Below are 22590 nucleotides of genomic sequence, written 5' to 3' on the forward strand. Positions count from 1 at the left end.
GGCGGAGCCGGCCCCGTCAACCTGGCATATTCCGTCCGTCAGGACGGGCTTGAAAGCACCCCCGCGGATCGGCAGAGTGATGGCCAGTGAACCGGCACCATCGATACGAGGAGGATGCATGACGCAGACGCCCGTACCGTGGGGCATCGGCAGGATGAGGCCGTACGCGGCCACCACTGCCACGCTCCCGGCGCTCACGCCCGTGATCGACCCCGAGACGCAGATCGCGGTCGTCGTGGACGAGAACGGCCGGACGGTGGAACTGGGTTCCCACGGCACCAGCACCAGCGGGCTCACTCCGACCACCACCCGCCCCGGCGACGGGGCCGGGCCGGGCGGTTCGACCGATGCCGACAGCACCGAGTCATACGACCAGGACCAGAGCGCCAGTTGACACATCGCCGCCGGCCGGTGCTGGTGCTGACCAACCCGTGTGACGTCACCGCGGACGTGGTCCTGCGCATCCTCGCGCACCGCCGCGCCACCGTGGTCCGTCTCGACCCCGGCACCGACCTGCACACGGGCGCCTCGCTGACCGCCTCGTTCCGTACGGGCGACCAGCGGGGCACCCTGCGCACCCGGAGCCGCGCGCTCGACCTCACCGAGGTGGGGGCCGTGTGGGTGCGCAGGGCCTCCCCGTACGAGGGGCCGGTCGACCTCGACGGCCAGGAACGCCGCTTCGCGGCCTCGCAGTCCGTGTGGGGCGCGGGCGGCATCCTCGCCTCCCTTCCCGGAGCGCACTACGTCAACCACCCGTGGGCCAACCGCGCCGCGGAGCACAAGCCCGCGCAGCTCGCCGCCGCGCAGCGCTTCGGGTTCGCCGTCCCGGACACCCTGATCACGAACGACCCGCAGGAAGCACGGGACTTCGTGGCGCGCCGGCCGGCCGGGGCGGTCTACAAGCCCGTGTGGAACACCCCGTACTCCGTCGACGGTGAGCCGCGGGCCGTGTGGGTGCGGGAGGTCAGGTCGCAGGAGATCACGGACGCGGTCCGGGCCTGCCCGCACATGTTCCAGGCCCGGGTTCCCAAGGCGTTCGACGTCCGGGTGACCGCCGTCGGCGACCGGCTGTTCGGCGTGCGGATCGACAGCCCGGACCTCGACTGGCGCCGACGGCAGGACCTGATGACCTGCACACCGATCGCCGTACCCGAGCCGGTCGCGAGGTCCGTGGTCCGCTACCTCGGCCACTTCCGGCTGGTGTTCGGGGCATTCGACTTCGCCGTGACGAGTGACGGCAGCTGGTCCTTCCTCGAATGCAACCCCAACGGCCAGTGGGCGTGGCAACCGCCCGGGACCACCGACGAAATCGCCCACGCCCTCGCCGACGAGCTACTGAGAGGCCCTGACGCATGAGCACGTCCGAAGAGCTGCGCGCCGCCCTGGCGGCCGGCCTCGCCGAGAACGGCGCGCTGTCCGACCCGGCATGGATCAAGGCGGCCGAAGCGGTTCCCCGTGAGGTCTTCGCCGGGGCGTACTTCCTCCCGGTCGAAGGCAGCAACCCGACCGGCTACCGGGCGGTGCGGCGGGGAGACCCCGGCTGGCTGGAGGGGATCTACACCGACCAGACGCTCATCACCCAACTCGACGGTCGCACCGGAGCGGACGACGCGGGCGGGCAACCGGTGGTCGGCGCCCCGTCGTCCTCCTCCACCCTGCCCTCCCTCGTCCTCGGAATGTGGCAGCGGCTCGGAACGGACACCGGACACCGCGTCCTCGAGATCGGCACCGGTACCGGCTACTCGACCGCCCTCGGCGCACACCGGCTCGGGGACGCCAACCTCACCAGCATCGAGTACGACCCCGAGGTCGCCGAACGCGCCGCCGCCGCCCTTCGGACGGCCGGCTACGCGCCCCGCCTCGTCCTCGGCGACGGGCTGCGCGGCGACCCGGACGGCGGCGCCTACGACCGGCTGATCGCCACCTGCTCGGTCCGCTACCTGCCGATGCCCTGGCTCCACCAGGTGAAGCCGGGTGGGCGCATCCTGGTCACCCTGTCCGGCTGGAGCTACGCCTCGGGCCTGGCGGAGCTCACCGTGACCGGCCCGGGCGAAGCCACCGGCCGGTTCCTGCCCGGCTACACCAGCTTCATGATCGCCCGCCCGCACGACCGCCCGCCCCGCTCGACCGTCGCCATGCTGCCCGGCGACGAACGGCCGAGCCTGATCGACCCGGCCGTCATCGACACCTGGACCGGCAGCTGGGTCGCCCAGCTCGCCGCGCCCTCCGCCGAACGCATGGGCAGCGGCGCGACCCAGATCCTCTCCGACGTCGCCACCGGCTCCCAGGCCCGCACCACACCCTGTCCCGACGGGGGCTGGACCGTCACCCAGCGGGGCCCACTGCGGCTGTGGGACCGTGTCGAGGAGGCCGTACACCTCTGGCAGCAGGCCGGCGAGCCGCACCAGCAGGGCTTCGGGATCACGGTCTCACCCGCCGGGCAACGGGTGTGGATCGGTACGGAGGACGGTCCGGGCTGGGACCTGCCGATCTGAGCCGAGGCCGGGCTCCTGGCTTGACTCTTTCGGGGATCTTGGAGCTTTCCCGGTGTGCCAGCCTGGCCAGTGGGCATGCTCGGGGCTGATCGAAGACTGGACGGGCCGCGCTGAACGACCTGCTGGTCGACTGCCCGCAGGCAGCCATTGACAAATTTAAGCTGACCGGTCATTTTGAATCTGAGGTGACGCCCATGGCGCCCCAGCTGGACGACCGGCCGACGTCCGATTCCGACCGGTGCGAGGGATCCCGCGCGCATGAGGAACACAAGGCGCCCAGGAGCGATCCCCCCGCGCTGACACACCGACCTCTCCGCGCAGCACCCCGACGGCACCTACGAACGCAGTTGGAGCCTCGCCGAAGCCAACGCCGTGTTCCGCGCGCCGTGCAACGCCTAGACACGGTCCCCCGGCGCGACACGCGACGCGGACGGCGACGAGTCGCTTACAGGTCCAACTGGGCTCATTCCACAGGCCGGTGGAACAGGTCGTCGTCGACCTGCCCCTCCAGCAGGCGCCCCATCTCGGCGGAGAAGGCGAGCAGGCCGGGCAGCGGCCGGTGCTGGACGACCGCCTTGACGATCCGCCCCTCCCCGTCGCGCACGAGGATGGTCGAGCCCAGCAGCGTGGTCCCGCCCAGGGCGGTCGCCTCCCACTCGACGTAGGTGCGGTCGCCGTGGTGCGCCTCGTGCGTGAAAACCAGCGACTCGTAGACCCTGCTCGCCGTTCCCATGATCAGCGCTACCTCCTCTCGCCCTCGGACCGGCCGGCTCAGTGTCGGCCCTTCCAGGACGACGTCCTGGGAGAAGGCGCCGGCGAAAGCGTCCTCCTCGCGGGCGGCGAACGCCCGCGTCCACGCGCCGCCCTCCACCCCGGGCGCCGTGTTCCCACCCGGCCGTTCCGTCGATTCACCCATGCCGCAACCCCCTGATCGTTCGCCTGTCCCGCTTCCATGACAGCAAGTACCAAGCAAATACTTTTCGCATCTTACGACCTTGGCAGCTCAAAGCGCCAGATGGCTTACACGAAAGAAGCAATAGCTGTATGGTTGTTTCACACCGCAACTCCCCCGAATCCCGGCTGGAGGAACAGCCCCATGGCTTCCCACCTCGGTTACGACGTGCTGGTCACACCCGGCGCGGAGCGCGCCGGAAAGTCCCTGCCGAACGGCGATCCGATCGTCTCCTCGCCTGTCTCCACCGTCCTGGTGTACGGGCGGGAGGAGGCGGTGCTGGTCGACCCGCCGTTCCTGGACTCCCAGATCGCGCAGGTGCGCGACTGGGTGGCCGCCTCCGGCAAGAAGGTCCGGTACGTCTTCGCCACCCACGGTCACGGCGACCACTGGTTCGGCACCGCCGCGCTGCTCCCCGGCTTCCCGGACGCCCGGGTCTACGCGACGCCGGGCACGATCGAGGTCATGCACCAGCAGGCCGCCGAGGGGCGGTCGGCCATGTGGGACGTCGACTTCCCCGGCCTGGTCCCGCCCTCCCCCGTGCTCGCCGAGCCGGTGCCCGACGAGGGGTTCCTGTTGGAGGGCGAGCTGCTGCGGGCCGTCGATGTCGGTCACACGGACACCGACCGCACCTCGGTGCTGCACGTGCCGCCGATCGGCCTGGTGATCGCCGGCGACGCCGTCTACAACGGCGTGCACCAGTACCTCCTGGAGGGCGGGGAGGGCGGACTGGAGTCCTGGCTGGAGGCGCTCGACGTGATCGAGGCGCTCGGTCCCCGCCACGTGGTCGCCGGCCACAAGAACGCGGCGCTGCCGGACGACCCCGCAACGATCGCCAGTACACGGGAGTACCTGCGGGACGTGATCCGCCTGCTGGCGCAGAAGCCGACCGCCCGCGACTTCTACGAGGAGCTGCTGCGGCTCCACCCCGACCGCCTCAACCCGGGGCCGGTCTGGTACGGCGCCGTCGGCCTGCTGGGCGCCTGAGGCTGAAAGGGAAGGGAGAGTACCCATGGACATCGACTCGCGCACGCTGGACGCGAAAGCGGCGTACAAGCTGCTGATCGGCAGCATCATCCCGCGGCCCATCGCGTGGATCAGCACCCAGTCGGCGGCCGGCGTCGGCAACCTCGCCCCCGTCTCGTTCTTCACCTGCGTGGGGCGCAAGCCCCCGAAGGTCTCGCTGTCCATCCAGCCCAAGTCGGACGGGCTGTCGCTCAAGGACAGCTTCCTGAACATCCGTGACACCGGAGAGTTCGTCACGAACCTCGCGACGCTCCCGCAGATCGTGCCGCTGCACCGCAGTGCCATCGAGTTCGAGCCGGACGTGGACGAGTTCGACGCGGTGGGCGTCGAGAAGGAGCCGTCCACGCTGGTCACCCCGCCCCGGGTCAAGGGCGCGCCGGTCGCCCTGGAGTGCAGGGTGGACAAGATCTTCTCCGCCCCGGACGGACTGCACCACGTGGTGTGGGGGGAGGTCGTGAGCTTCCATGTCCGCGACGACATCTACGTCAACGGGCGGATCGACTTCGGCGCACTCGCCCCTGTCGGCCGTCTCGCGGCGGAGTACACCGTGGTCGACAACACCTTCGTTCCCCCGCTCACCGACGAGGTCGTGGCCGAGCGAATGGCGCGTCGGATGCGGCGGATCGACCGCCACGGGGAGGAGTACTCGGCGGTCGACGGACCGGGCTGGTCCGCCGCCGGAGCCGTCCGGGAGTGAACCCGGCGCGCAGCACGGCCGGCCCGCCCGGGCAGGGCAGCACGCCTGCCCGGGCGGGAACCGGAAGGCCCTCGGGAAGGACCGTCTAGGATCGGTTGTTCGACGTGCATGGGGCGGTCACTACCGCCCCGGGACAGGAAGGCGATGGGTTCCATGGACGCCATGTGGCAGGCGACCGGCCGGTACGAGCTCGCGTCGGCTCCCGGCGCGCTGGGTCTGGTCCAGGACCTGCTCAACACCCTACCGGCCGGCCGGCCCCGTAGGCCGGACCTGCTGGCGGACACCGACTCCGCGCAGGCCTGGGCGGACTCGGCGCTGGCCGCCTGGGCGGCCACGACACAACAGCCCTCTCCGAGGCCGCGCCTCCACGAGGAGGACCTGAGCCGGCTCCGCGACCTGCGCACGGCACTGCGAGACGCCCTGACGCCGCCGGCCGACGGAGCGCCGGAGCCGAGCGGGGACACCGGATCCCCCGTCGTGGAGACCGCACAGGCGGCGCTGGAACTGGACGCCACCGGCACGGTGCGCCTGGAGCCGCGCGGCGGCGGCGCGGGCTTCCTGGTCGCCACGCTGCTGCTGACGCTGTGGCAGGCCCGCAACAGCGGTGAAGACCGGCGGCTGAAACTGTGCCGCAACCCCCGGTGCGCGGTCGCCTTCTACGACCGCTCGCGCAACAACAGCGGCGCCTGGCACGACGTACGCACCTGCGGCAACGCCGCGAACCTGCGCGCGCACCGCGCGCGCAGGCGAGACGCCGCGGCAGCCGGGGCCTGACACCCCGGGTGCCGCGTCCGGTCACGACGTGCCCGACTCCCCGGTTCACCCCAGGTGTTCCCGGAACCAGGCGAGTGCTGCGCCGCTCGCCTGCTCGAACCGGGCGGTGTAGGGCGCGAAATGGCCGCCGGGGATCAGCTCCAGCCGCTTGGGTTCCAAGGCGCGTTCGTAAGCCGCGAGGGCGAGGTCGGTCACGGTGACGGTGTCGGCGAGGGCGACCACCATCAGCAGCGGCGTCGGGGAGACCCGGGCGATCCAGGTGCCGGGCTCGTACATGCGGGCCGCGCGGGTGGAGCGGATGGTGACCCGGTTCTCCCACGCGCCGTCGGGCACGGGCTGGAGGTAGAAGTCGACGGCTTCCTGCGTACGGTAGGACGCCGCCACCGCCCGGTCCCCGCCGACGACGGCCTGGGTGCGCGGAGCCTCGCCGCGCAGCTGGGCCCGCTCGTCCTCGTCGAAGGCCTCCTCCAGGGCGGCGACGGCCTCCGGGGCGATGCGGCGCAGGCCCTGCTCGTAGCCGCTGATGGTCGGCACCTGGGCGACCACGGCGCGCAGTCGGCGGTCGGTCGCGCCCAGCACGATGGCGTGGCCGCCGGCGTAGCTGGTGCCCCACAGGCCGATGCGGCCGGGGTCGACCTCGGGCCGGCTCTCCAAGTAGGAGATGGCTCGCCGCCAGTCGGCGATCTGCTGCCAGGGGTCGACGTCCTGACGCGGCAGGCCGTCGCTGTCCCCGAAGCCGCGGTGGTCGTGGAGCAGCACGACGAACCCGTTCTCGGCGAAGGTGCGCGCGAACGGTTCCAGACCGTGCTCCTTGACCCCGGCGTAGCCGTGGGCCATCGTGATCGCCGGGTGGGGGCCCGGCCCGTCCGGCAGGTGGAGCCAGCCCCGCAGCATCGCCCCCGCGTCGGCCTCGAACTCGACGTCTTGGCGTTCAACCATGGAAATCGCTCCCTTGGGCTTGTCGGGGTTCGGCCCCGGTGGAGGGGGGCCGGGTCGGCGGCGGGCGCCGGGTTCAGCCGAAGTGGATGTCGCTGAGGTCGATGGCGACCATGACCTGGCCGGGGACGGGACGCAGGTCGGCGTCGCGGTTGTAGGCGCGCCGCCGGGTGGGCAGCAGGATGCCGTCGGCCTCGACGGTGTCGTGGACGTACTGGGCGGCGGCGAGGCCGCCCGCGACGTCGACCTGGTAGTCGTGGCGGCGCAGCAGGCGGTCCGGGCCGAAGTAGAAGTCCTGGACGGTGCTGTGGCTGGCGAGGGCGGCGGGGAAGGTCGCGCGCAGGACGCGCCACTGTTCGCCGTCCTCGCGCCAGGGCCGGATCTCCTCGACGTCCACGCCGGGCGTCGCGAGCAGGAACGGGGTGGTCAGGTAGGTCCACAGGGCATAGCCGTTGAAGTACGCACGGTGCAGCGCGTCCCACGGGGTCTGCAGGACGTGTCCGTCGAAGGCCTTGCGCGGCTGTGTGCGCTCGGCGACCACGGTGCCGTCGGTCCGCTCGATCGCGACGCGGTCGGGGGTGAAGTCGGTCCGCTGGTCGGGGGCCCCGAACGGGGCGACCGAGGCGTGCTCCTCGTGCAGCCGCACCGTCATCTGCCGAGGCGTCGGGTCCTGCGGAAGCCCTTTGATCGCGAACAGGTCGCCGCCACTGACGATCGTCGCGTGGACGGAGCTGAACCGGCGCCAGCGGTCCATCCCGCCGTGGGCTTCGAGCACCTCGTCGAGCAGTGTGTTCATCTGCGCTCCTCCCAGCTTCGGCGATGGCGGGTACGGCCGTTGACCGGACATAAATATGGCCGGTCGTCTTGGTAGTGTCAAGGAACTCCGCCGCGAGCTCGCGCGGCCGGATCGGGCGGCAACTGCCCGGCATCCACGAACCGTTGGGAGCCATCATGACCTTCGACCACCCCTCGATCCGCACCCGGCTGGAGAACGGCGTCCTGTTCGCCACCCTCGATGCCGGCCCGCTCAACCTGATCGGCGTCGACCTGGTCCGCGCCCTGGCCGGGCTCGTCGACGCGCTGTACGCGGACCCCGGCGACGTGCGGGTCATCGTCTTCGACAGCGCCTCTCCCGAGTACTTCTCGGCACATGTGGACCTTGCGGCCGTTCCGCAGTACACCGCCGAGGCCGCGAAGGCCGGCGGCCCGGGCGACGCCTCGCTCGGCATGTTCCTGCACAGGCTGGCGCGGGTCCCGGTGATCACCATCGCCAAGGTGCGCGGCCGGGCCCGCGGTGGCGGCAACGAGCTGGCCCTGGCCTGCGACATGATCTTCGCCTCGCGACAGAACGCGGTCTTCGGACAGTTCGAGGTCGGAACCGGCGCCCTGCCCGGCGCCGGCGGCATTCAGCACCTGACCCGGCGACTGGGCCGGGCGCGGGCCGTCGAGGCCATCGTGGGCGCGGACGACTTCGACGCGGACCTCGCCGAGCGTTATGGCTGGATCAACCGCGCCCTGCCCGACGACGAGCTGGACGGCTTCGTCGAGCGGCTGGCCAAGCGCATCGCCGGCTTCCCGCCCGAGGGAGTCAGGGCCACCAAACGCGCCATCGGCGATCTCACGCTGGCAGAGCCCGCGCAGGTCCGCTCCGACGCTGCCGTCTTCCAGAGCCTCGTCGCCCTGCCTCAGACGCGCGAGCGCCTGGACCGCCTCGCGCGCCTGGGCCTCCAGACACCCGGCGACCTCGAGGCCGACCTGGGTGAGGCCGTCGGACAGCTCCCCCACTGGCCCGACGCCGACCGCACTGCTTGACATATTGAAAGACGACCGGACATATTGAGAACGACAGAAGGAGTGTGCACCGTGCCGCGTCCCAGCATGCGCGAACATCTGCTCGAAGCCGCGCACGATCGCTTCCACGAGCACGGCTTCAACGGCGTCGGCATCAAGGACATCACCGACACCGCCGGCACCCCGAAGGGTTCGTTCTACAACCACTTCGACAGCAAGGAAGCCATGGCCGTCGAGGTCATGCGCCGCTACGCCGCATCGCGCGGGCTGGACATGCTCGCCGACAAGTCCGTTCCTCCCGTCGAACGCATCCGCGGCCACTTCGCCTACCTGATCGCGGACTTGGAGCGGTACGACTACGCTCGGGGCTGCATGTTCGGCAACTTCGGGGCGGAGCTGTCCACGCAGAGCCCCGCGGTCCGGGACGAGGTGGGCAACCGGCTCGGGCGCTGGGCCTCCGCGCTCGCCTCGGCGCTGGACGAGGCGAGCGCGGCCGGGACTCTGGCGAGCGAGGTGGACAGCGCGGTCCTGGCCCGATTCCTGGTGAGCGCGTGGGAGGGGGCGGCCATGCAGGCGAAGGTCGTCCGCGGCAGCGCGCCGTTGGACGACTTCCTCACCGTGTTCGATTCGCTGACCGCCTGACCCGGCGGCCGGCGCCGGGGACGGACGCCGGCCGTACCCGGGTCGGTTCAGCGGGACGTCGAAGGCCGTCTTCCGGTGGCTGAAGGATTCCAGGGAGTAGCGGCCGAACCAGTTGCCGACGTTGACGGTGCCGGAGGAGGTTTCGGCCGTGATCCGGGACTTCGTGGTGTCGTTCCCGGTGACGGCGTAGACGGCCAGCGGCTTGTCGCGGTCGTTGATGAAGCCGATGGCCTCGGTGAGGTCGGCGACCGTGAGCATCGGGCAAGATCGACCCGGCTGCTGACCCGGCTCGTTCCCGCGTCTCTCCAGCTAGGAGTTCCGGCCCCGTGCGGCGACGCGCCAGCGGCCCACGACCTCGCCGCCGCTGACGACCGCGACGTCGTCGACGAGGTTGACCGCCACGCAGACGTGGTTGGGGATCACCCGCAGCCGCTCGCCGAGGGCGGGCAGGTCGCCGCCGTCGGGCCAGACCACGGTGGCGTGGTGCTCGGACAGGGCCGTGATGCGGGCGTCGGGCTCGTCCATGAGCCGGCCGAAGCCCGTGGCCCACGCGGGCCGGTCGCCGCCGAGGACCTTGCTGCCCGCGTCCAGGACGATCCGCCGGGGTGCGGTGCCGTCTCCTTCGTGACGGCTGACGACGGTCGCCGCGACCGTCAGCGCGATGTCCGCGATCGCGCACCGTCCGAGTTCGAGCTGCTGGGCGTCACCGAACACGTAGACGCCCGGCCGTACTTCGGTGATCGCCGAGGTTCCCGCCAGCTCAGCGGTGGGGGTGGATCCGCCGCTCACCCGGGTGACGTCGAATCCCGCCGCGGTCAGCAGTTCGGCGGCCCGCCCGAGGGCCTGCTCCTCCTCCCGCGCCGCCTGCTCGGGCATGTCCGGCGCGTAGCCGTGGCCCGGGAACGTGAACACCCCCCCGACCCGGAACCCGGCGGCGGCGGCCGCGCGGGCCACCGCCACGGCCGCGGCCGGGAGGACACCGCTGCGGTGGTGGCCGCTGTCGATCTCCACCAGGACCTCGATGTCACCGGCCGCGTCGCCCAGCTGCCGACCGGCTGCCCCGACGGCTTCCGCGGAGTCCGCTCCGATCGCGATCCTGGCCCCGGCAGCGAGCCGCCGCAGCCGTTGCGCCTGACGGGGGCCGATCCAGAGCGGATAGGCGATGAAGAGGTCGGTGGCGCCGTGCTCGGCGAAGACCTCGGCTTCCCCGATGGTCGCCACCGTCAGCCCGACGGCCCCTGCGGCGAGCTGCAACTCGGCGATCTCCGGCATCTTGTGGGTCTTGGCGTGCGGACGCAGCCGCAGGCCCTTGGCCCGCAGCCCGGCCGCCATGCGGTCGACGTTGCGCCGGAGCACGTCCAGCTCGACCACGATGTCCGGGGTGTCGACGTCCTCGGGGACTCTGGTCATCGGCTTCCTCGTCGTCTCGGACCACGCCCGTGCGGGCGCGCGGGCACGGGCAAATCTGCCACATGCCGGCGCGCCGACTCGGTGCGGGTCCCGGGACCGGTCGGGCGGCGGGCAACAGGGCCGGGGCTGCCAGGCTCCGTCGACGGCCGAGGGCTGGGGCGCGTACGGCCGCACGGTGAGGGCCGCGCGTCGCCGGGCTCACTCCCCTTCGGCGGCCGCCGGGCGGCGCAGCCTGCGCAGGTAGGGGTCGAAGGACGGACGGCGTTCCAGGCGCACCCGGGCGTCCACGCAGACGGCGCCGTCGGGGCGCAGGATCACGGGGTTGAGATCGACCTCGACGAGTTCCGGGAAGTCGTCGGCGAGGCGGGAGAGCCGGGCCAGGACGGAGCGGACCGCCGTGAGGTCGACGGCGGGCGCCCCGGCGTGGCCCGACAGCAGCGGCGCGCTGCGCAGCTCGTCGACCATGGTGGTCAGGTCGCGTTCGCTCAGCGGGGCGAGCCGGGCGGACCGGTCGGCCAGGACGTCCGCGGCGGTGCCGCCCGCCCCGAGCACCACCAGCGGCCCGAAGACCCGGTCCTGGACGATGCCCGCGAGCAGCTCGACACCGGGCGCCGCCATCGGCTGGACCACCGCTCCGGCCAGTTGCGGACCGAACCGCTCGGCGAACTCGCGGTAGGCGTCGCGCACTTCGTCCTCGGCGCCCAGCCCGGTGCGGACGGCGCCGAGCGCGCTCTTGTGCAGCTGCCCGGGCCAGTAGGCCTTCAGGGCCACCTCGTGGTCGTGCCCGACCCAGCGCAGCCCGCGCGCGGCGGCGACCGCCGTATGCTCGTCGCGGGCCCACACCGAGGTGGTCAGCGGCAGCCCGTACGCCTCCAGCAGGTCGGCGGTGGACAGCGGGTCGAGCCAGCCGCCGTCGGGGTGGGCGGTGAGGTGGCCGTCGATCAGGCTGCGGGCGGCGCGGCGGTCGCAGTCCGGGGCGTCGGCGGGCGGGGACGGGGCTTCGGCGAGCCGGCGGGCGCGGTCCCGGGCGTGGCCGAGGGCCCGGGCGGCGGCGACGGAGTCCGAGTAGGCGGGCAGCACGCCGCCGTCGGCGCAGGTGCGGTAGCGAACGGGCACCTGCTGGTCGAGCAGCACGGCGGCGATCGGGACGCGGCGCCGGGCCGGGCCCTCCAGCAGGGCGCGCACCGGGTCCTGGGCGGGGGTGCTGCCCAGCGCCGTCGGCACCAGGCACACCAGGATCGCGTCGACGGCCTCCTCGCGTTCCAACGCCCTCAGGAAGAAGGTGAGTTCGTTCGGCCCGATGGCAGCCGTGGTGTCCACCGGGTTGCGGACGCAGGCTCCGGGCGGCAGCAGTTCGCCCAGTTCCGCCGGGAGCTCCGGCAGTTCCAGGCCTGCCTCGGCGCAGGCGTCCGCCGCGAGGATGCCGATGCCGCCGGCGTTCGAGACCACGGCGACCGCGCCGCGGGGGGCCGGCAGCGGCTGGGAGCGCAGCAGGGCGGCCGCCTCGACGAGTTCGTCGATGCTGCGGGTGGCCGTGATGCCCGCCTGCCGGAACAGCGCCTCCCGGGTGACGGTCGGGGTGGCGGCGGCCGCGGTGTGCGAGGCGGCGCCCCGGCGCCCGGCGGTGGAACGTCCGGCGTCGACGGTCAGGACCGGGACTCTCCTGGTCACCCGGCGGGCGGTGCGGGCGAAGGCCCGCGGGTTGCCGAAGGACTCCAGGTGGAGCAGCGCGAGGTCGGTGCGGCCGTCGGCCTCCCACCACTGGAGCAGGTCGTTGCCGCTGACGTCGTACTTGTCGCCGAGCGACACGAAGCTCGACACGCCGATGCCCAGCCAGGCCAGCCGCGACAGCAGGGCGATCCCCACGCCGCCGCTCTGCACGGCGACCCCGGCGCTGCCGGGCCGCGGGAAGGCGCCGCCGAACTCGGCGTCCAGCCGGACGGCGGGGTCGGTCTGCGCCATGCCGAGGCTGTTCGGTCCGACCAGCCGCATGCTGTGCCGGCGGCAGGCCCGCATCAGCCCGCGGGCCTCCTCGGCGCCCAGCCCGGAGGTGAGCACGACCAGGGCCCGCACCCCGGCGGCGCCGCACTCCTCGGCCGCCCCGGGGACGGCGCCGGCGGGCACGGCCAGCACGGCGAGGTCCGGCACGGCGGGCAGCACCCGGACGGACGGGTACGAGGTCTCGCCGTCGATCTCGCCGGCGTGCGGGTTGACCGCCCACACCGCACCGGCGAAACCGCCCCGCCGGATCTTCCCGAAGACGGTCCGGCCGACCGAGCCCTCCCGCCGGGACACCCCGACCACCGCCACCGAGGCCGGGCGCAGCAGCGCGGCGAGGCTGGCCAGGTCGGCGGTGCGCCCGCGTTCGTCCACTGCCGAGCGGTAGCGCTCGTCGCCCTCGTCCAGCGGCACCCGGAGCCTGACCTCGCCCTGCGCGTACCGGCGCTCGACGGGCAGGCCGAGGTCGGCGAAGACCTGGTGGACGGCGTGGTTGCCGCCCAGGGTGTCGGCCTCGAAGAAGCGGACGCCGACGGCCCGGGCGGCGTGCACCAGGTGCTCCAGCAGGAGGGTGGCGACGCCCCGGTGGTGCCAGCGGTCGGCCACCGCGAGGGCCAGTTCGGCCGTCTCGGGCGGGTCGTCCATCAGCTCGCAGTCCGCTTCTCCGAGCAGTTCCTCCCCCACCCAGGCGCCGAGCGCCAGCAGGTCGGTGCGCGGCGGCCCGCACAGCCGGTCGGCGGCCTGCCGCGGCGCGTTGCGGCTGACGCCGAAGAACCGCAGCCGGCGGCTCTCCTCGGACATCCCGGCGGTGTGCAGGTCGAGCACCGCCGGGTGGTCGTCCGGCCGCAGCGGCCGGAGTTCGACGGTCGTGCCGTCGGCCAGCAGGGCCTCGGCGCCGCCGAGCGGGTGGACGGTGGACATGGCACACCTCCTGTCTCCGTCTCCCAGGCTCCACGCCCACCCCCGGCCGATGGAAGGGCCGACCGGCCCGGGCCGGTCGGGCGGCGGCCCGGCGGCGCCGTGCGCAGACTGGAGGCAGGCCGGTCGGCACGGAGGTCAGGTCGTGGCAGCAGACCCACCCAGGGGGTATCCCGACATGCCGGACCCGTGGACCCTCCGCTACCGGGGCTTCGACCCGGTGGAGGAGGGCCTGCGCGAGGCGCTGTGCGCGGTCGGCAACGGCTACGTGGTCAGCCGGGGCGCCGCGCCGGAGTCGGCCGCCGACGGGGTGCACTACCCGGGGACGTACCTGGCGGGCTGCTACGACCGTGCGGAGTCAGTCGTCGCCGCCGGACACCTGGTGGCCAACGAGGACCTGGTCAACTGTCCGAACTGGCTGCCGCTGACCTTCCGCCCGGCGGGCGGTGGGTGGTTCGCCGGCCCGCCCGCCGAGCAGACGCTGGAGCTGGACCTGCGCCGGGGGCTGCTGACCCGCACCGCGCTGGTGGTCGACGGGCAGGGGCGGCGGACCCGCCTGGTGCAGCGCCGCCTGGCCAGCCAGGCCCGGCCGCACCTGCTGGCACTGGAGAGCATCCTCACCCCGGAGAACTGGTCCGGCCCGCTGGAGGTCCGCTCGGGCCTGGACGGCCGCGTCGCCAACGCCGGGGTCGCCCGCTACCGGGGGCTGGCCGAACGCCACCTCGTCCCGGCCGGTCAGGGGGTGGACGAGAGCGGTCTGCTCCGGCTCGAAGCCGACACGGTCAACTCGCCGCTGCGGATCGCCCTGTGCGCCCGGACCGAGGCCGACCGCGAGCACGCCCGGACGGCCGAGGTCCGCGACGGGTGGGCGGCCCACCTCCTCACCGTGGAGGCCACCCCCGACCGCCCCGTCACCGTGACGAAGACCGTAGCCGTGCACACCTCCCGCGACCGGGCCGTCGAGGCTCCGCTGCTCGCCTCCCGGCTGCTCGCCGCCGAGGCCGGGGAGTTCGACCGGCTGCTCGCCGAACACGCTCTGCGCTGGGCGGAGTTGTGGCGCCGCTGCCGGATCGAGGCGGACTTCGACGGGGCCGGCCCGCTGCACCTGAACCTGTTCCACCTGCTCCAGACCTACTCGGAGCACTCCGTCGACCTGGACGTCGGCATCCCGGCCCGGGGGCTGCACGGGGAGGCGTACCGGGGGCACGTCTTCTGGGACGAGCTGTTCGTCCTGCGGCTGCTCAACCTCCGTTTCCCGGAACTCGCCCGCGCCGTGCTCCGCTACCGCCACCGCCGCCTCGACGCGGCCCGACGCCAGGCCCGGGCCCTCGGGTTGCGCGGCGCGGTCTACCCGTGGCAGAGCGCCCGCGACGGCCGCGAGGAGTCCCAGCGGCTGCACCTCAACCCGCTGTCCGGCCGCTGGCTGCCCGACCACAGCCACCTCCAGCGGCACGTCGGCTCCGCCGTCGCGTACAACATCTGGCAGTACTACCAGTCCACCGGGGACCGGGACTTCCTCGCCACCGCCGGCGCCGAGACGCTGCTGGAGATCGCCCGGTTCTGGTCCTCCGCCGCCGTCCACGACCCGACCCGGGGGCGCTGGTCCATCCGCGGGGTGGTCGGCCCCGACGAGTACCACGACGCCTACCCGTGGGAGACCCGGCCGGGCCTGGACGACAACGCGTACACCAACGTCCTGGCCTCCTGGGTGCTGGCCCGCGCCCAGGACGCCCTGGACGTCCTGCCCGGCTACCGACGCGACGAGCTGCGCGAGCGCCTGGCGCTCGACGCCGCCGAGCTCGACCGCTGGCAGGAGGTCGGCCGACACCTGCACGTCCCGTTCCACGACGGCGTCCTGAGCCAGTTCGACGGCTACGAGCGCCTCGCCGAACTCGACTGGCCCACCTACCGGCGCCGTTACCCCGACCTGCGCCGACTCGACCGGATCATGGAGGCCGAGGGCGACACCGTCAACCGCTACAAGGCCTCCAAACAGGCCGACGCGCTGATGCTCTGGTACCTCTTCTCCGCCCGCGAGGTCCGCGACCTGCTGCGCCGCCTCGGCCACCCCGCCGGCCACGAACTGCTGCGCCGCACCACCGACTACTACCTGCGGCGCACCGTCCACGGCTCGACCCTCAGCTCGGTGGTGCACGCCTGGGTGCTCACCCGCTGCGACCGCCGCGCCTCCTGGCACCACTTCCGCGACGCCCTGGTCGCCGACCTCAGGGACAGCCAGCACGGCACCACCGCCGAGGGTGTCCACCTGGGCGCCATGGCAGGCGCCGTGGACCTGCTGCAGCGCTGCTACACCGGCCTGGAGGTCCGCGAGGACGCCCTCTGGCTGGATCCCCGGCTGCCCTCCGCCCTCGGCCGGCTGGAGCTGGACCTGCGCTACCGGGGCCACTGGGGCCTCACGATCGCCGTCGACCGCCGCACCGTCACGGTCAGCCTGCGCGAGGACCGTCAGGAGCCGGTCCGGATCCGGCTGCGGGGCAGCACGGCAACGGTCCGGCCCGGCGAGGCGAGGCTCTTCCACCTCTGAGCGACGGGGCCCTCGGAAGACGCGGTCCCGGAACACGCGACCTCGGAAGCGGCCCGCTCACCGCCGCCCGGACCAGCGCGGCTCCACCTGCTCCCATGCGGACTCCCAGTCCCGCTCGGCCCGGCGGTCCAACCGGCGTCGGCGCAGCGCGAACCAGCCGTCCGCCCCGAGCGCGAGCACCAGGACCGTGCCCAGGCCCGCCAGGACGGCGTCCGCGACGATCAGTTCGCCCGACCGGGGCGCGTCGACCGGCTGCCCGGCGCCGTTCAGCCCGACCGCCACGGCCGTCCCGGCCGGCGTGCCCGCCGGCACGGAGACCTGGCCGGCTTCCGGCCCCACCGGGTACGTCCAGCGGGCCGGGGCCTGCTCCCGCACGCGGCCCGCACGCGGGTCGACCGACTGGGCCGGGCCCGTGGTCACGGCGGTGACGACGTGCCGGTCGCGGGCGGCGTCCCGCGCGTCCGCCGTCTCCACGTGGTGGACGAGCAGCGCCGCCACCGCCGCCAGGACGATGGAGGCGAGCGCCGTCAGGACCGCCGACGCCACCAGGCGGCTGTACGCACGGTCGACCGGCCGGCAGAGCGGGTTGTGGTCCCGACCGGCGGCCCGGCGCACGTGCCCGCGCAGGGTCGTGTGCGAGGCGGGACGCCTGTGCGTGGCGGCTGCGGCGGACATGACGCGTCTCCTCGGTGCCGGAACGGCTCTGTCTCACCGATCAGTCTTCCGGGCCCGCCGGCCGCCGCCGAGGGCCTGACGGCCCTGCTCCTCTGGGCCCCCGGGCCGCGGTCCACCGGCCGCTGGTCCCGGACCGGGCCGGCCCGGTCCCGTCCCCGGGGACCGTCCGGCCCCTGCCGAAACGCTCGTTCGGTGGTGCCATGGAAGTACGAACGGCCGGGGCCACGGGCCCGGGCCCCGCACCGAGCCAGGGAGGCGGGCATGAAAGCCGCCGTGGGAGACCGCATCATCGTCCAGGGCACCCGGCCGGGCGCGGCCCGCAGGGACGGCGAGATCGTCGGCCTGCACCACCCGGACGGCAGCCCGCCGTACGACGTCCGCTGGTCCGACGACGACCGGGTCACCGAGTACTTCCCCGGGCCGGACGCCCGGATCCACCACTTCGCCCACGAGCCCGCCGCCCCGGACCGCGTACCGCCGAACCCGCACCTGTTCGCCGACTGACGGGCCGCCCTCGTGACCGTCACCGTCGATCCGCGCACGCGTGGGCTGACCGGCGCCGAGGCCGCCCGACGGCTCGCCGAGCACGGCCGCAACGAGGTCGCCGCCGACCGCCGGGTACCGCTGTGGGCCCGGGTGGTCGCCCAGTTGCGCGACCCGCTGATCACCGTGCTGCTCGCGGCCGTCGCCCTGACGCTGGCCATCGGCGACCACCCGGACGCGGTGGTCATCGCCCTGGTGATCGTGGTCAACACCACCGTGGGCGTGGTCCAGGAAGTCCGGGCGGAGAGCGCCGTCGCGGCGCTGTCCCGGCTCTCCGCACCGGCGGCCCGGGTGGTGCGCGACGGAGAACCGCGCAAGGTGCCCTCGGCCGAGGTCGTCCCGGGCGACGTGGTGGCGCTCGCCGAGGGGGACATCGTGCCGGCCGACGCCCGGATCCTCGATGCCGCCGCCCTGCTGCTCGACGAGTCGATGCTGACCGGCGAGTCCCTGCCGGTGGCCAAGGAGGCCGGGGACGGCGTGCTGTGGGCGGGCACGGTCGTCCTGCGCGGCCGGGCCATGGCCAGGGTCACCGCCACCGGCGCGGACAGCGCGCTCGGCCGGATCGCCGCGCTGCTGCGCCCCCGGCCCGAACCCACCCCGCTCCAGCGGCGGCTGGCCGGGCTCGGCCGGGTGCTGGCGGCGGTGGCCGTGGGCCTGTGCGCGCTGGTCTTCGTCCTCGGCTTGGTCCGGCACCAGCCGCCCGGCGAGATGGCGGTCACCGCGATCAGCCTGGCGGTCGCCGCGGTGCCGGAGTCGCTGCCCGCCGTCGTCACGCTCGCCCTCGCCCTCGGCGCCCGCCGGATGGCCGCCCGCCGCGCCGTCGTCCGGCGGCTGCCGGCCGTGGAGACGCTCGGCTCGGTCACCGTGCTGGCCACCGACAAGACCGGCACCCTCACCGAGGGCCGGATGGTGGTCGAGCGCCTCTGGACGCCGCACTCCACGGCGACCGTGACGGGCCTCGGCTACGGGCCCGCGGGCGAGGTCCGGATCGACGGGGCCGCCCCCGGTGAAGCGGATGCGCTGCTCACCGCCGCCGTCCTGTGCAACGACGCGGAGCTGCGCCCGCCCGCGGAGGGGGACACCGAGTGGCGGGCCCTCGGCGATCCCACCGAGGCCGCCCTGCTGACCGCCGCCGGCAAGGCGGGGCTGGACCACGAACGGCTGCGGGCCGACCTCCCCCGGGTCGCCGAGACGCCGTTCGACAGCACCCGCAAACGGATGAGCACCCTCCACCGCGGGCCCGACGGCACCCTGTCGGCCTGCCTCAAGGGCGCCCCGGAGGCCGTCCTCGACCCCGTCGTCCTCGCCGAGCCCCCGGAGCTGCTGGAACGGGCCCGGCACGCGGCCGCCGACCTCGCCGCCGAGGGCTACCGGGTGCTCGCCGTGGCGCGGCGGGACGTCGACCACGTGCCCGACCCTCCGGAGGCGGCCGAGCACCGCATGCGGCTGCTCGGCCTGACCGCGATGGCCGACCCGCCCAAGCCGTCCGCGGCCGCCACCCTGGCCGCCTGCCGCCGGGCCGGCATCCTGCCTGTCCTGATCACCGGCGACCATCCCGCCACCGCCCGCGCCCTGGCCGTCCGGATCGGGCTGCTGGACGCGTCCGCCGGAGCCGGGGCGGTCGCGACCGGGCGGGACCTCGTCACCGGCGCGGTCACCGACCCGACCGGTACCCGGGTGTTCGCCCGCACCGATCCCCGGCAGAAGGTCGACATCGTCCAGGCCTGGCGCACCCGGGGCGCCGTCACCGCGATGACCGGCGACGGCGTCAACGACGGCCCCGCCCTGCGGCAGGCCGACATCGGCGTGGCCATGGGTCGGCGCGGCACCGAGGTCGCCCGCCAGGCCGCCGACCTGGTCCTCGCCGACGACGAACTCGCCACCGTGGTCGGCGCGGTGGAGGAGGGCCGCCGGGTCTACGACAACATCCGCCGCTTCCTGGTCTTCGGCCTGGCCGGCGGCGGCGCCGAGATCCTGGTGATGCTGGCCGGCCCGCTGTTCGGCCTCGCCCTGCCCCTGCGCGCCGGCCAGATCCTCTGGATCAACCTGCTCACCCACGGCCTGACCGGCGTGGCCATGGGCGCGGAGCCGGTCTCCCCCGGCGCGATGTCCCGGCCCCCGCGCCCACCGGACCAGAACATCCTCGGCTCCGGCGTCTGGCAGCGGGTGCTGCTGCTCGGCCTCGTCGTCGCGGCCGCGTCCCTCGGCGCGGCGCTCCGGGCCCACGACGACGACCGGCCCTGGCAGACCGTCCTGTTCCTCGCCCTGCTGGCCGCCCAGCTCGGCACCGTCCTGGGCCTGCGCGACCGGCTGCTGACCCGCGCGAACCCCTTCCTCCCGCTGGCCGTCCTCGCCTCCGCCGCCCTCGCCGTGGCCGCCCTCTACCTGCCCTTCCTGCGCGACGTCCTCGCCACCGAACCGCTCGGCTGGGCCGACCTCGCCGCCCCCGTGGCCGCCGGACTCGTCGGCTTCGCGGCCGCCCGGCTGTACGGGCCCGGAGACTGACGTCCCCGTCGGCCGGGCCCGGCCGGCGGCGTCCCGGCCCGTCCGCCACCGGCCTGCGCGGACGTGCCCGTCCCGCCGACCGGTCCGGGCCGAACGGCCCAAGTCGGCGGTGGAATTCGGGCGCAAGACTGGAGACGACGGAAGGTGGAGACCATGCACACCGTGATCGTGTACGAGAGCATGTACGGCAACACCCGGGAGGTCGCCGAGGCGATCGCCGAGGGCGTGCACCAGGCCGATCCCGGGGCGGCCGTCGACTGCATCCCGGTGGCCGAGGCCCGCGCCGACGTCACCCGGACCGCGGACCTGCTGGTGGTCGGCGGCCCGACCCACATGCACGGCATGTCCTCCGGGCTCAGCCGCCGGATGGCCGCCACGGCCGAGGGGCACAAGGAGGGCGCGGACGAGAAGGCGGCCGAGGCGCGGGAGACGGTCGAGGGTCCGGGCCTGCGGGCCTGGTTCCACGACCTCCCGGAGACCGAGTCCGGCACCCATGCCGCCGCGTTCGACACCCGCATCGACACGCCCCGGGCCGGAGGCGCGGCCAAGGGCATCGCCCACCGGCTCTCCCACCACCGCTACGACGTGGTCGTCGAACCCGAGGGCTTCATCGTGGAGGACAACGACGGGCCGCTGCGCACCGGTGAACTCGACCGTGCCCGCGCCTGGGGGCGCGAGCCTGGTCTGATCCCGCGCCGAGGCGCCCTCGCCGCACCGGAGGGAGACTGGTCGAGGGGCCGCAGGACAGGAGACGACGGGATGTCCGACGGCGGAGGAACCGGGCGCCGCGCCCTGGTCGGCGAGCTGGCCGGTCTGGTACGGCTGGCGAACACCGCGCTGGGCGGCGCGACGGCCGCACTCACGGACCCGGCCGACGGGGGCGCCGGGATCACCGCCGCGGAGAAGGCCCTGGCGGAACTGCTCACCCGCGTCGAGGAGGACGCCGCCGCGACGCCCGGCGGCCGGGCCGCAATCGTGGTCGGCGTCCACGTGGGATGCGAGGTGGAGGCTCTCGGTCGGCTGGCTCTGCGGCTGCTGGAGGCGGCCTGGGCGCGCCAGGAGCGGGAGCCGTTCGACGAACGCTTGCGAGCGCCCCTGATCGGGATCGCCGACGCTGCGCTGGACCTGGTCGCCCGCTCCGCCGACGCCCTGGAGTCGGGCTCGCCGGAGGACGTCGCGGACCTGCTGACGCGGATGCACGAGCTCGGGCAGCGGCAGCGGCTGCTGTACGAGCTGCTGCTCGGCGAGCAGGGCGGCGATCCGGTCGATGTCACCGACCTCGTGCTGCTGTCGTGCTGCTACCAGCAGTGCGCCGACCGCGCCGGGGCGATCGCCCGGCACGCCGGGCTGTTCTCGCACGCCGTCTGAACCCCTCGCACGCGGTCTGAACCCCTCAGGGAAGACCGGCGACGGCGGTCGCCGCCATCAGCAGCCGGGCGGTGGGTTCGTGCCGTACGGCGCCCCGGTCGGTCACCAGCATCGGGCCGAGTACGGGATCCGCGCCCGGCCGACCGGTGCGCGTCAGCCGGTCGAGCAGCGCCAGCACGTTGTGGGCGTACGCCCGCGAGGCCGTTCCGGGCGCCTGCGCCGCGAGGTCCGCCGCGCCGATCACCGTGGCCCCGCCCCCGGCCCCCGCCGTCGTCGTGCCCGGCGGGACGCCCTCGACGTTGCCGCCCTCCGGGCCGGCCGCGAGGTCCACCAGCACCGAGCCGCGCCGCAGCCGCGCGAGCGTCGCCCCGTGCAGCAGGACGGGCGGCGGCCGGCCCGGCAGGGCGAGGGCCGTCACCACGAGGTCGTACCGCAGGACGGCCTCGGCCAGCGCCGCCGACCAGGCCGAACGGTCCCGGTCGAGCGACTCACCCGGCTCCCCCTCGTCCGCGACCGGGCGCAGCCCGGGCAGGTCCGAGAGCCGAGCGCCCAGGGCCACGGCCGCGGCGCGCTCGCGGTGGCGCGGTTCGACGGCGTCGACCGGGGCGCCGAGACGGCGGGCGGTGTCGATCGCCTGGAGACCCGCCGGGCCCGCGCCGACCACGAGCACCCGGACCGGGTCGAACAGGCCGTCCGTCGTGCCCCAGGGCGGCAGGCAGCGGCCCAGACGGCCGGCGGCGAGCAGCACCGCCCGGTACCCGGCCACCCTGGCCTGGGAGGCCCCGGCGTCCAGCGGGTAGGCGGCGGGCAGGTCGGGCGCCAGGTCCAGGCCGATCGCCGTCACCCCGCGGTCCGCCCACTGCCGGACCAGGTAGGGGATCCGCTGCGGCCGCAGCAGCGCGGCCAGCACCTGCCCGGGCCGCAGCTCGCGCGCCGGGTCGACGTTCGGCGGGTGGATGCCGAGCAGGACGTCGGCACGGCGCAGCAGCTCGGCGCGACCGGTGACGGTGGCGCCCACGGCGCGGAACTCCGCGTCGTGGTGGCCGGCCGGTGCACCGGCTCCGGACTCGACCAGGACGGTCACACCGAGTCGAGCGACGGCCGGGACGAGGTCGGGCACCAGGGCCACCCGGCGCTCACCGGGCACGGTCTCGCGCAGCACCCCCACCGTCGTGGCCGTCAACGCTGCCTCCAGGGGTCGGCCCTCCCGCCCAGTATGTCCCGTTTGCCCGGGTCGTTCGCCCGGTCGGATACTCGTGCGCGGGGCCACTCGTGCGCGCACCACCACGCGCATCCGGACGGCACGCGCATCCGG

General features: G+C 74.3%; 19 protein-coding genes. 12 read left to right on the top strand and 7 right to left on the bottom strand.

Going from position 1 to position 22590, the window contains the following annotated elements:
* Positions 1-118 precede the first annotated feature (118 nt).
* From tgmA to tgmC, 3 genes are read left to right on the top strand one after another with little or no spacing between them, the layout of a single operon-like run.
* On the top strand, positions 119-394 hold the full coding sequence (gene tgmA, locus ACWDBE_RS23410) for a putative ATP-grasp-modified RiPP (protein ID WP_449808955.1): 276 nt from the start codon (positions 119-121) through the stop codon (positions 392-394).
* The gene (tgmB, locus tag ACWDBE_RS23415) at positions 391-1356 is read left to right on the top strand and encodes an ATP-grasp ribosomal peptide maturase (protein WP_449808956.1); all 966 of its coding nucleotides are present in this window, start codon (positions 391-393) and stop codon (positions 1354-1356) included. Before tgmA ends, tgmB begins: the two co-directional genes overlap by 4 nt.
* Positions 1353-2495 (top strand): ATP-grasp peptide maturase system methyltransferase, encoded by a 1143-nt coding sequence (gene tgmC, locus ACWDBE_RS23420; protein ID WP_449790484.1) that lies wholly within the window; start codon positions 1353-1355, stop codon positions 2493-2495. The genes tgmB and tgmC overlap by 4 nt, the downstream gene beginning before the upstream one ends.
* A gap of 463 nt (positions 2496-2958) precedes the next feature.
* Here the strand turns inward: tgmC and ACWDBE_RS23425 are convergent, their stop codons facing one another.
* Positions 2959-3411 (bottom strand): nuclear transport factor 2 family protein, encoded by a 453-nt coding sequence (locus ACWDBE_RS23425; RefSeq protein WP_449790485.1) that lies wholly within the window; start codon positions 3409-3411, stop codon positions 2959-2961.
* A 180-nt stretch (positions 3412-3591) separates the two neighbouring features.
* Here ACWDBE_RS23425 and ACWDBE_RS23430 point away from each other — a divergent pair, with 180 nt between their 5' ends.
* From ACWDBE_RS23430 to ACWDBE_RS23440, 3 genes are all read left to right on the top strand, one after another.
* Positions 3592-4434: an MBL fold metallo-hydrolase gene (locus ACWDBE_RS23430; protein WP_449808957.1), complete on the top strand. Its 843-nt coding sequence runs from the start codon at positions 3592-3594 to the stop codon at positions 4432-4434.
* 25 nt (positions 4435-4459) lie between these two features.
* Entirely contained in the window at positions 4460-5170 is a 711-nt protein-coding gene (locus ACWDBE_RS23435) for a flavin reductase family protein (RefSeq protein ID WP_449790487.1), read from the top strand.
* Between the two features lie 144 nt (positions 5171-5314).
* On the top strand, positions 5315-5944 hold the full coding sequence (locus ACWDBE_RS23440; RefSeq protein WP_449790488.1) for a CGNR zinc finger domain-containing protein: 630 nt from the start codon (positions 5315-5317) through the stop codon (positions 5942-5944).
* 45 nt (positions 5945-5989) lie between these two features.
* Here the strand turns inward: ACWDBE_RS23440 and ACWDBE_RS23445 are convergent, their stop codons facing one another.
* Positions 5990-6883: an alpha/beta hydrolase gene (locus ACWDBE_RS23445; RefSeq protein ID WP_449790489.1), complete on the bottom strand. Its 894-nt coding sequence runs from the start codon at positions 6881-6883 to the stop codon at positions 5990-5992.
* A 73-nt stretch (positions 6884-6956) separates the two neighbouring features.
* Positions 6957-7676, bottom strand: a complete 720-nt coding sequence (locus ACWDBE_RS23450) for a hypothetical protein (protein WP_449790490.1) — start codon at positions 7674-7676, stop codon at positions 6957-6959.
* Positions 7677-7831: 155 nt separating this feature from the next.
* Between ACWDBE_RS23450 and ACWDBE_RS23455 the strand changes: the two genes are divergently transcribed.
* Positions 7832-8692, top strand: a complete 861-nt coding sequence (locus ACWDBE_RS23455; protein ID WP_449790491.1) for an enoyl-CoA hydratase/isomerase family protein — start codon at positions 7832-7834, stop codon at positions 8690-8692.
* A gap of 51 nt (positions 8693-8743) precedes the next feature.
* Positions 8744-9313, top strand: a complete 570-nt coding sequence (locus ACWDBE_RS23460) for a TetR family transcriptional regulator C-terminal domain-containing protein (RefSeq protein ID WP_449790492.1) — start codon at positions 8744-8746, stop codon at positions 9311-9313.
* Positions 9314-9622: 309 nt separating this feature from the next.
* Here the strand turns inward: ACWDBE_RS23460 and ACWDBE_RS23465 are convergent, their stop codons facing one another.
* Both ACWDBE_RS23465 and ACWDBE_RS23470 read right to left on the bottom strand, forming a co-directional pair.
* The gene (locus ACWDBE_RS23465) at positions 9623-10723 is read right to left on the bottom strand and encodes a D-TA family PLP-dependent enzyme (protein ID WP_449808958.1); all 1101 of its coding nucleotides are present in this window, start codon (positions 10721-10723) and stop codon (positions 9623-9625) included.
* 198 nt (positions 10724-10921) lie between these two features.
* Positions 10922-13642 carry a bifunctional acetate--CoA ligase family protein/GNAT family N-acetyltransferase gene (locus tag ACWDBE_RS23470; protein WP_449808959.1) on the bottom strand — a complete coding sequence of 907 codons (2721 nt, stop codon included), beginning with the start codon at positions 13640-13642 and terminating at the stop codon, positions 10922-10924.
* Positions 13643-13817: 175 nt separating this feature from the next.
* Here ACWDBE_RS23470 and ACWDBE_RS23475 point away from each other — a divergent pair, with 175 nt between their 5' ends.
* The gene (locus ACWDBE_RS23475) at positions 13818-16184 is read left to right on the top strand and encodes a glycoside hydrolase family 65 protein (protein WP_449808960.1); all 2367 of its coding nucleotides are present in this window, start codon (positions 13818-13820) and stop codon (positions 16182-16184) included.
* Positions 16185-16241: 57 nt separating this feature from the next.
* Here the strand turns inward: ACWDBE_RS23475 and ACWDBE_RS23480 are convergent, their stop codons facing one another.
* Positions 16242-16859 (bottom strand): Rv1733c family protein, encoded by a 618-nt coding sequence (locus ACWDBE_RS23480; protein ID WP_449808961.1) that lies wholly within the window; start codon positions 16857-16859, stop codon positions 16242-16244.
* 261 nt (positions 16860-17120) lie between these two features.
* Here ACWDBE_RS23480 and ACWDBE_RS23485 point away from each other — a divergent pair, with 261 nt between their 5' ends.
* The 3 genes from ACWDBE_RS23485 to ACWDBE_RS23495 all read left to right on the top strand — a co-directional run bounded on the left by ACWDBE_RS23485 (position 17121) and on the right by ACWDBE_RS23495 (position 21275).
* Positions 17121-17363, top strand: coding sequence for a DUF1918 domain-containing protein (locus ACWDBE_RS23485; RefSeq protein WP_449790497.1), 243 nt, complete (start codon positions 17121-17123; stop codon positions 17361-17363).
* A 12-nt stretch (positions 17364-17375) separates the two neighbouring features.
* Complete coding sequence (locus ACWDBE_RS23490; protein ID WP_449808962.1) at positions 17376-19907, top strand: cation-translocating P-type ATPase; 2532 nt, start codon at positions 17376-17378, stop codon at positions 19905-19907.
* A gap of 153 nt (positions 19908-20060) precedes the next feature.
* A complete protein-coding gene (locus ACWDBE_RS23495; protein ID WP_449808963.1) occupies positions 20061-21275 on the top strand; it encodes a flavodoxin family protein in 1215 nt (404 codons plus the stop codon).
* 25 nt (positions 21276-21300) lie between these two features.
* Here ACWDBE_RS23495 and ACWDBE_RS23500 read toward each other — a convergent pair whose 3' ends face one another.
* Positions 21301-22458, bottom strand: a complete 1158-nt coding sequence (locus tag ACWDBE_RS23500; RefSeq protein WP_449790501.1) for an NAD(P) transhydrogenase subunit alpha — start codon at positions 22456-22458, stop codon at positions 21301-21303.
* Between the last annotated feature and the right edge of the window lie 132 nt (positions 22459-22590).

It is taken from the genome of Kitasatospora sp. NPDC001132 (genome assembly GCF_053598415.1).

Bases quoted from the DNA above. Each gene is read 5' to 3' on its own strand.
- tgmA (WP_449808955.1), top strand. From the start codon at position 119: ATGACGCAGACGCCCGTACCGTGGGGCATCGGCAGGATGAGGCCGTAC.
- tgmC (WP_449790484.1), top strand. From the start codon at position 1,353: ATGAGCACGTCCGAAGAGCTGCGCGCCGCCCTGGCGGCCGGCCTCGCC.
- ACWDBE_RS23425 (WP_449790485.1), bottom strand. From the start codon at position 3,411: ATGGGTGAATCGACGGAACGGCCGGGTGGGAACACGGCGCCCGGGGTG.
- ACWDBE_RS23430 (WP_449808957.1), top strand. From the start codon at position 3,592: ATGGCTTCCCACCTCGGTTACGACGTGCTGGTCACACCCGGCGCGGAG.
- ACWDBE_RS23435 (WP_449790487.1), top strand. From the start codon at position 4,460: ATGGACATCGACTCGCGCACGCTGGACGCGAAAGCGGCGTACAAGCTG.
- ACWDBE_RS23440 (WP_449790488.1), top strand. From the start codon at position 5,315: ATGGGTTCCATGGACGCCATGTGGCAGGCGACCGGCCGGTACGAGCTC.
- ACWDBE_RS23445 (WP_449790489.1), bottom strand. From the start codon at position 6,883: ATGGTTGAACGCCAAGACGTCGAGTTCGAGGCCGACGCGGGGGCGATG.
- ACWDBE_RS23450 (WP_449790490.1), bottom strand. From the start codon at position 7,676: ATGAACACACTGCTCGACGAGGTGCTCGAAGCCCACGGCGGGATGGAC.
- ACWDBE_RS23455 (WP_449790491.1), top strand. From the start codon at position 7,832: ATGACCTTCGACCACCCCTCGATCCGCACCCGGCTGGAGAACGGCGTC.
- ACWDBE_RS23465 (WP_449808958.1), bottom strand. From the start codon at position 10,723: ATGACCAGAGTCCCCGAGGACGTCGACACCCCGGACATCGTGGTCGAG.
- ACWDBE_RS23470 (WP_449808959.1), bottom strand. From the start codon at position 13,642: ATGTCCACCGTCCACCCGCTCGGCGGCGCCGAGGCCCTGCTGGCCGAC.
- ACWDBE_RS23475 (WP_449808960.1), top strand. From the start codon at position 13,818: ATGCCGGACCCGTGGACCCTCCGCTACCGGGGCTTCGACCCGGTGGAG.
- ACWDBE_RS23480 (WP_449808961.1), bottom strand. From the start codon at position 16,859: ATGTCCGCCGCAGCCGCCACGCACAGGCGTCCCGCCTCGCACACGACC.
- ACWDBE_RS23485 (WP_449790497.1), top strand. From the start codon at position 17,121: ATGAAAGCCGCCGTGGGAGACCGCATCATCGTCCAGGGCACCCGGCCG.
- ACWDBE_RS23495 (WP_449808963.1), top strand. From the start codon at position 20,061: ATGCACACCGTGATCGTGTACGAGAGCATGTACGGCAACACCCGGGAG.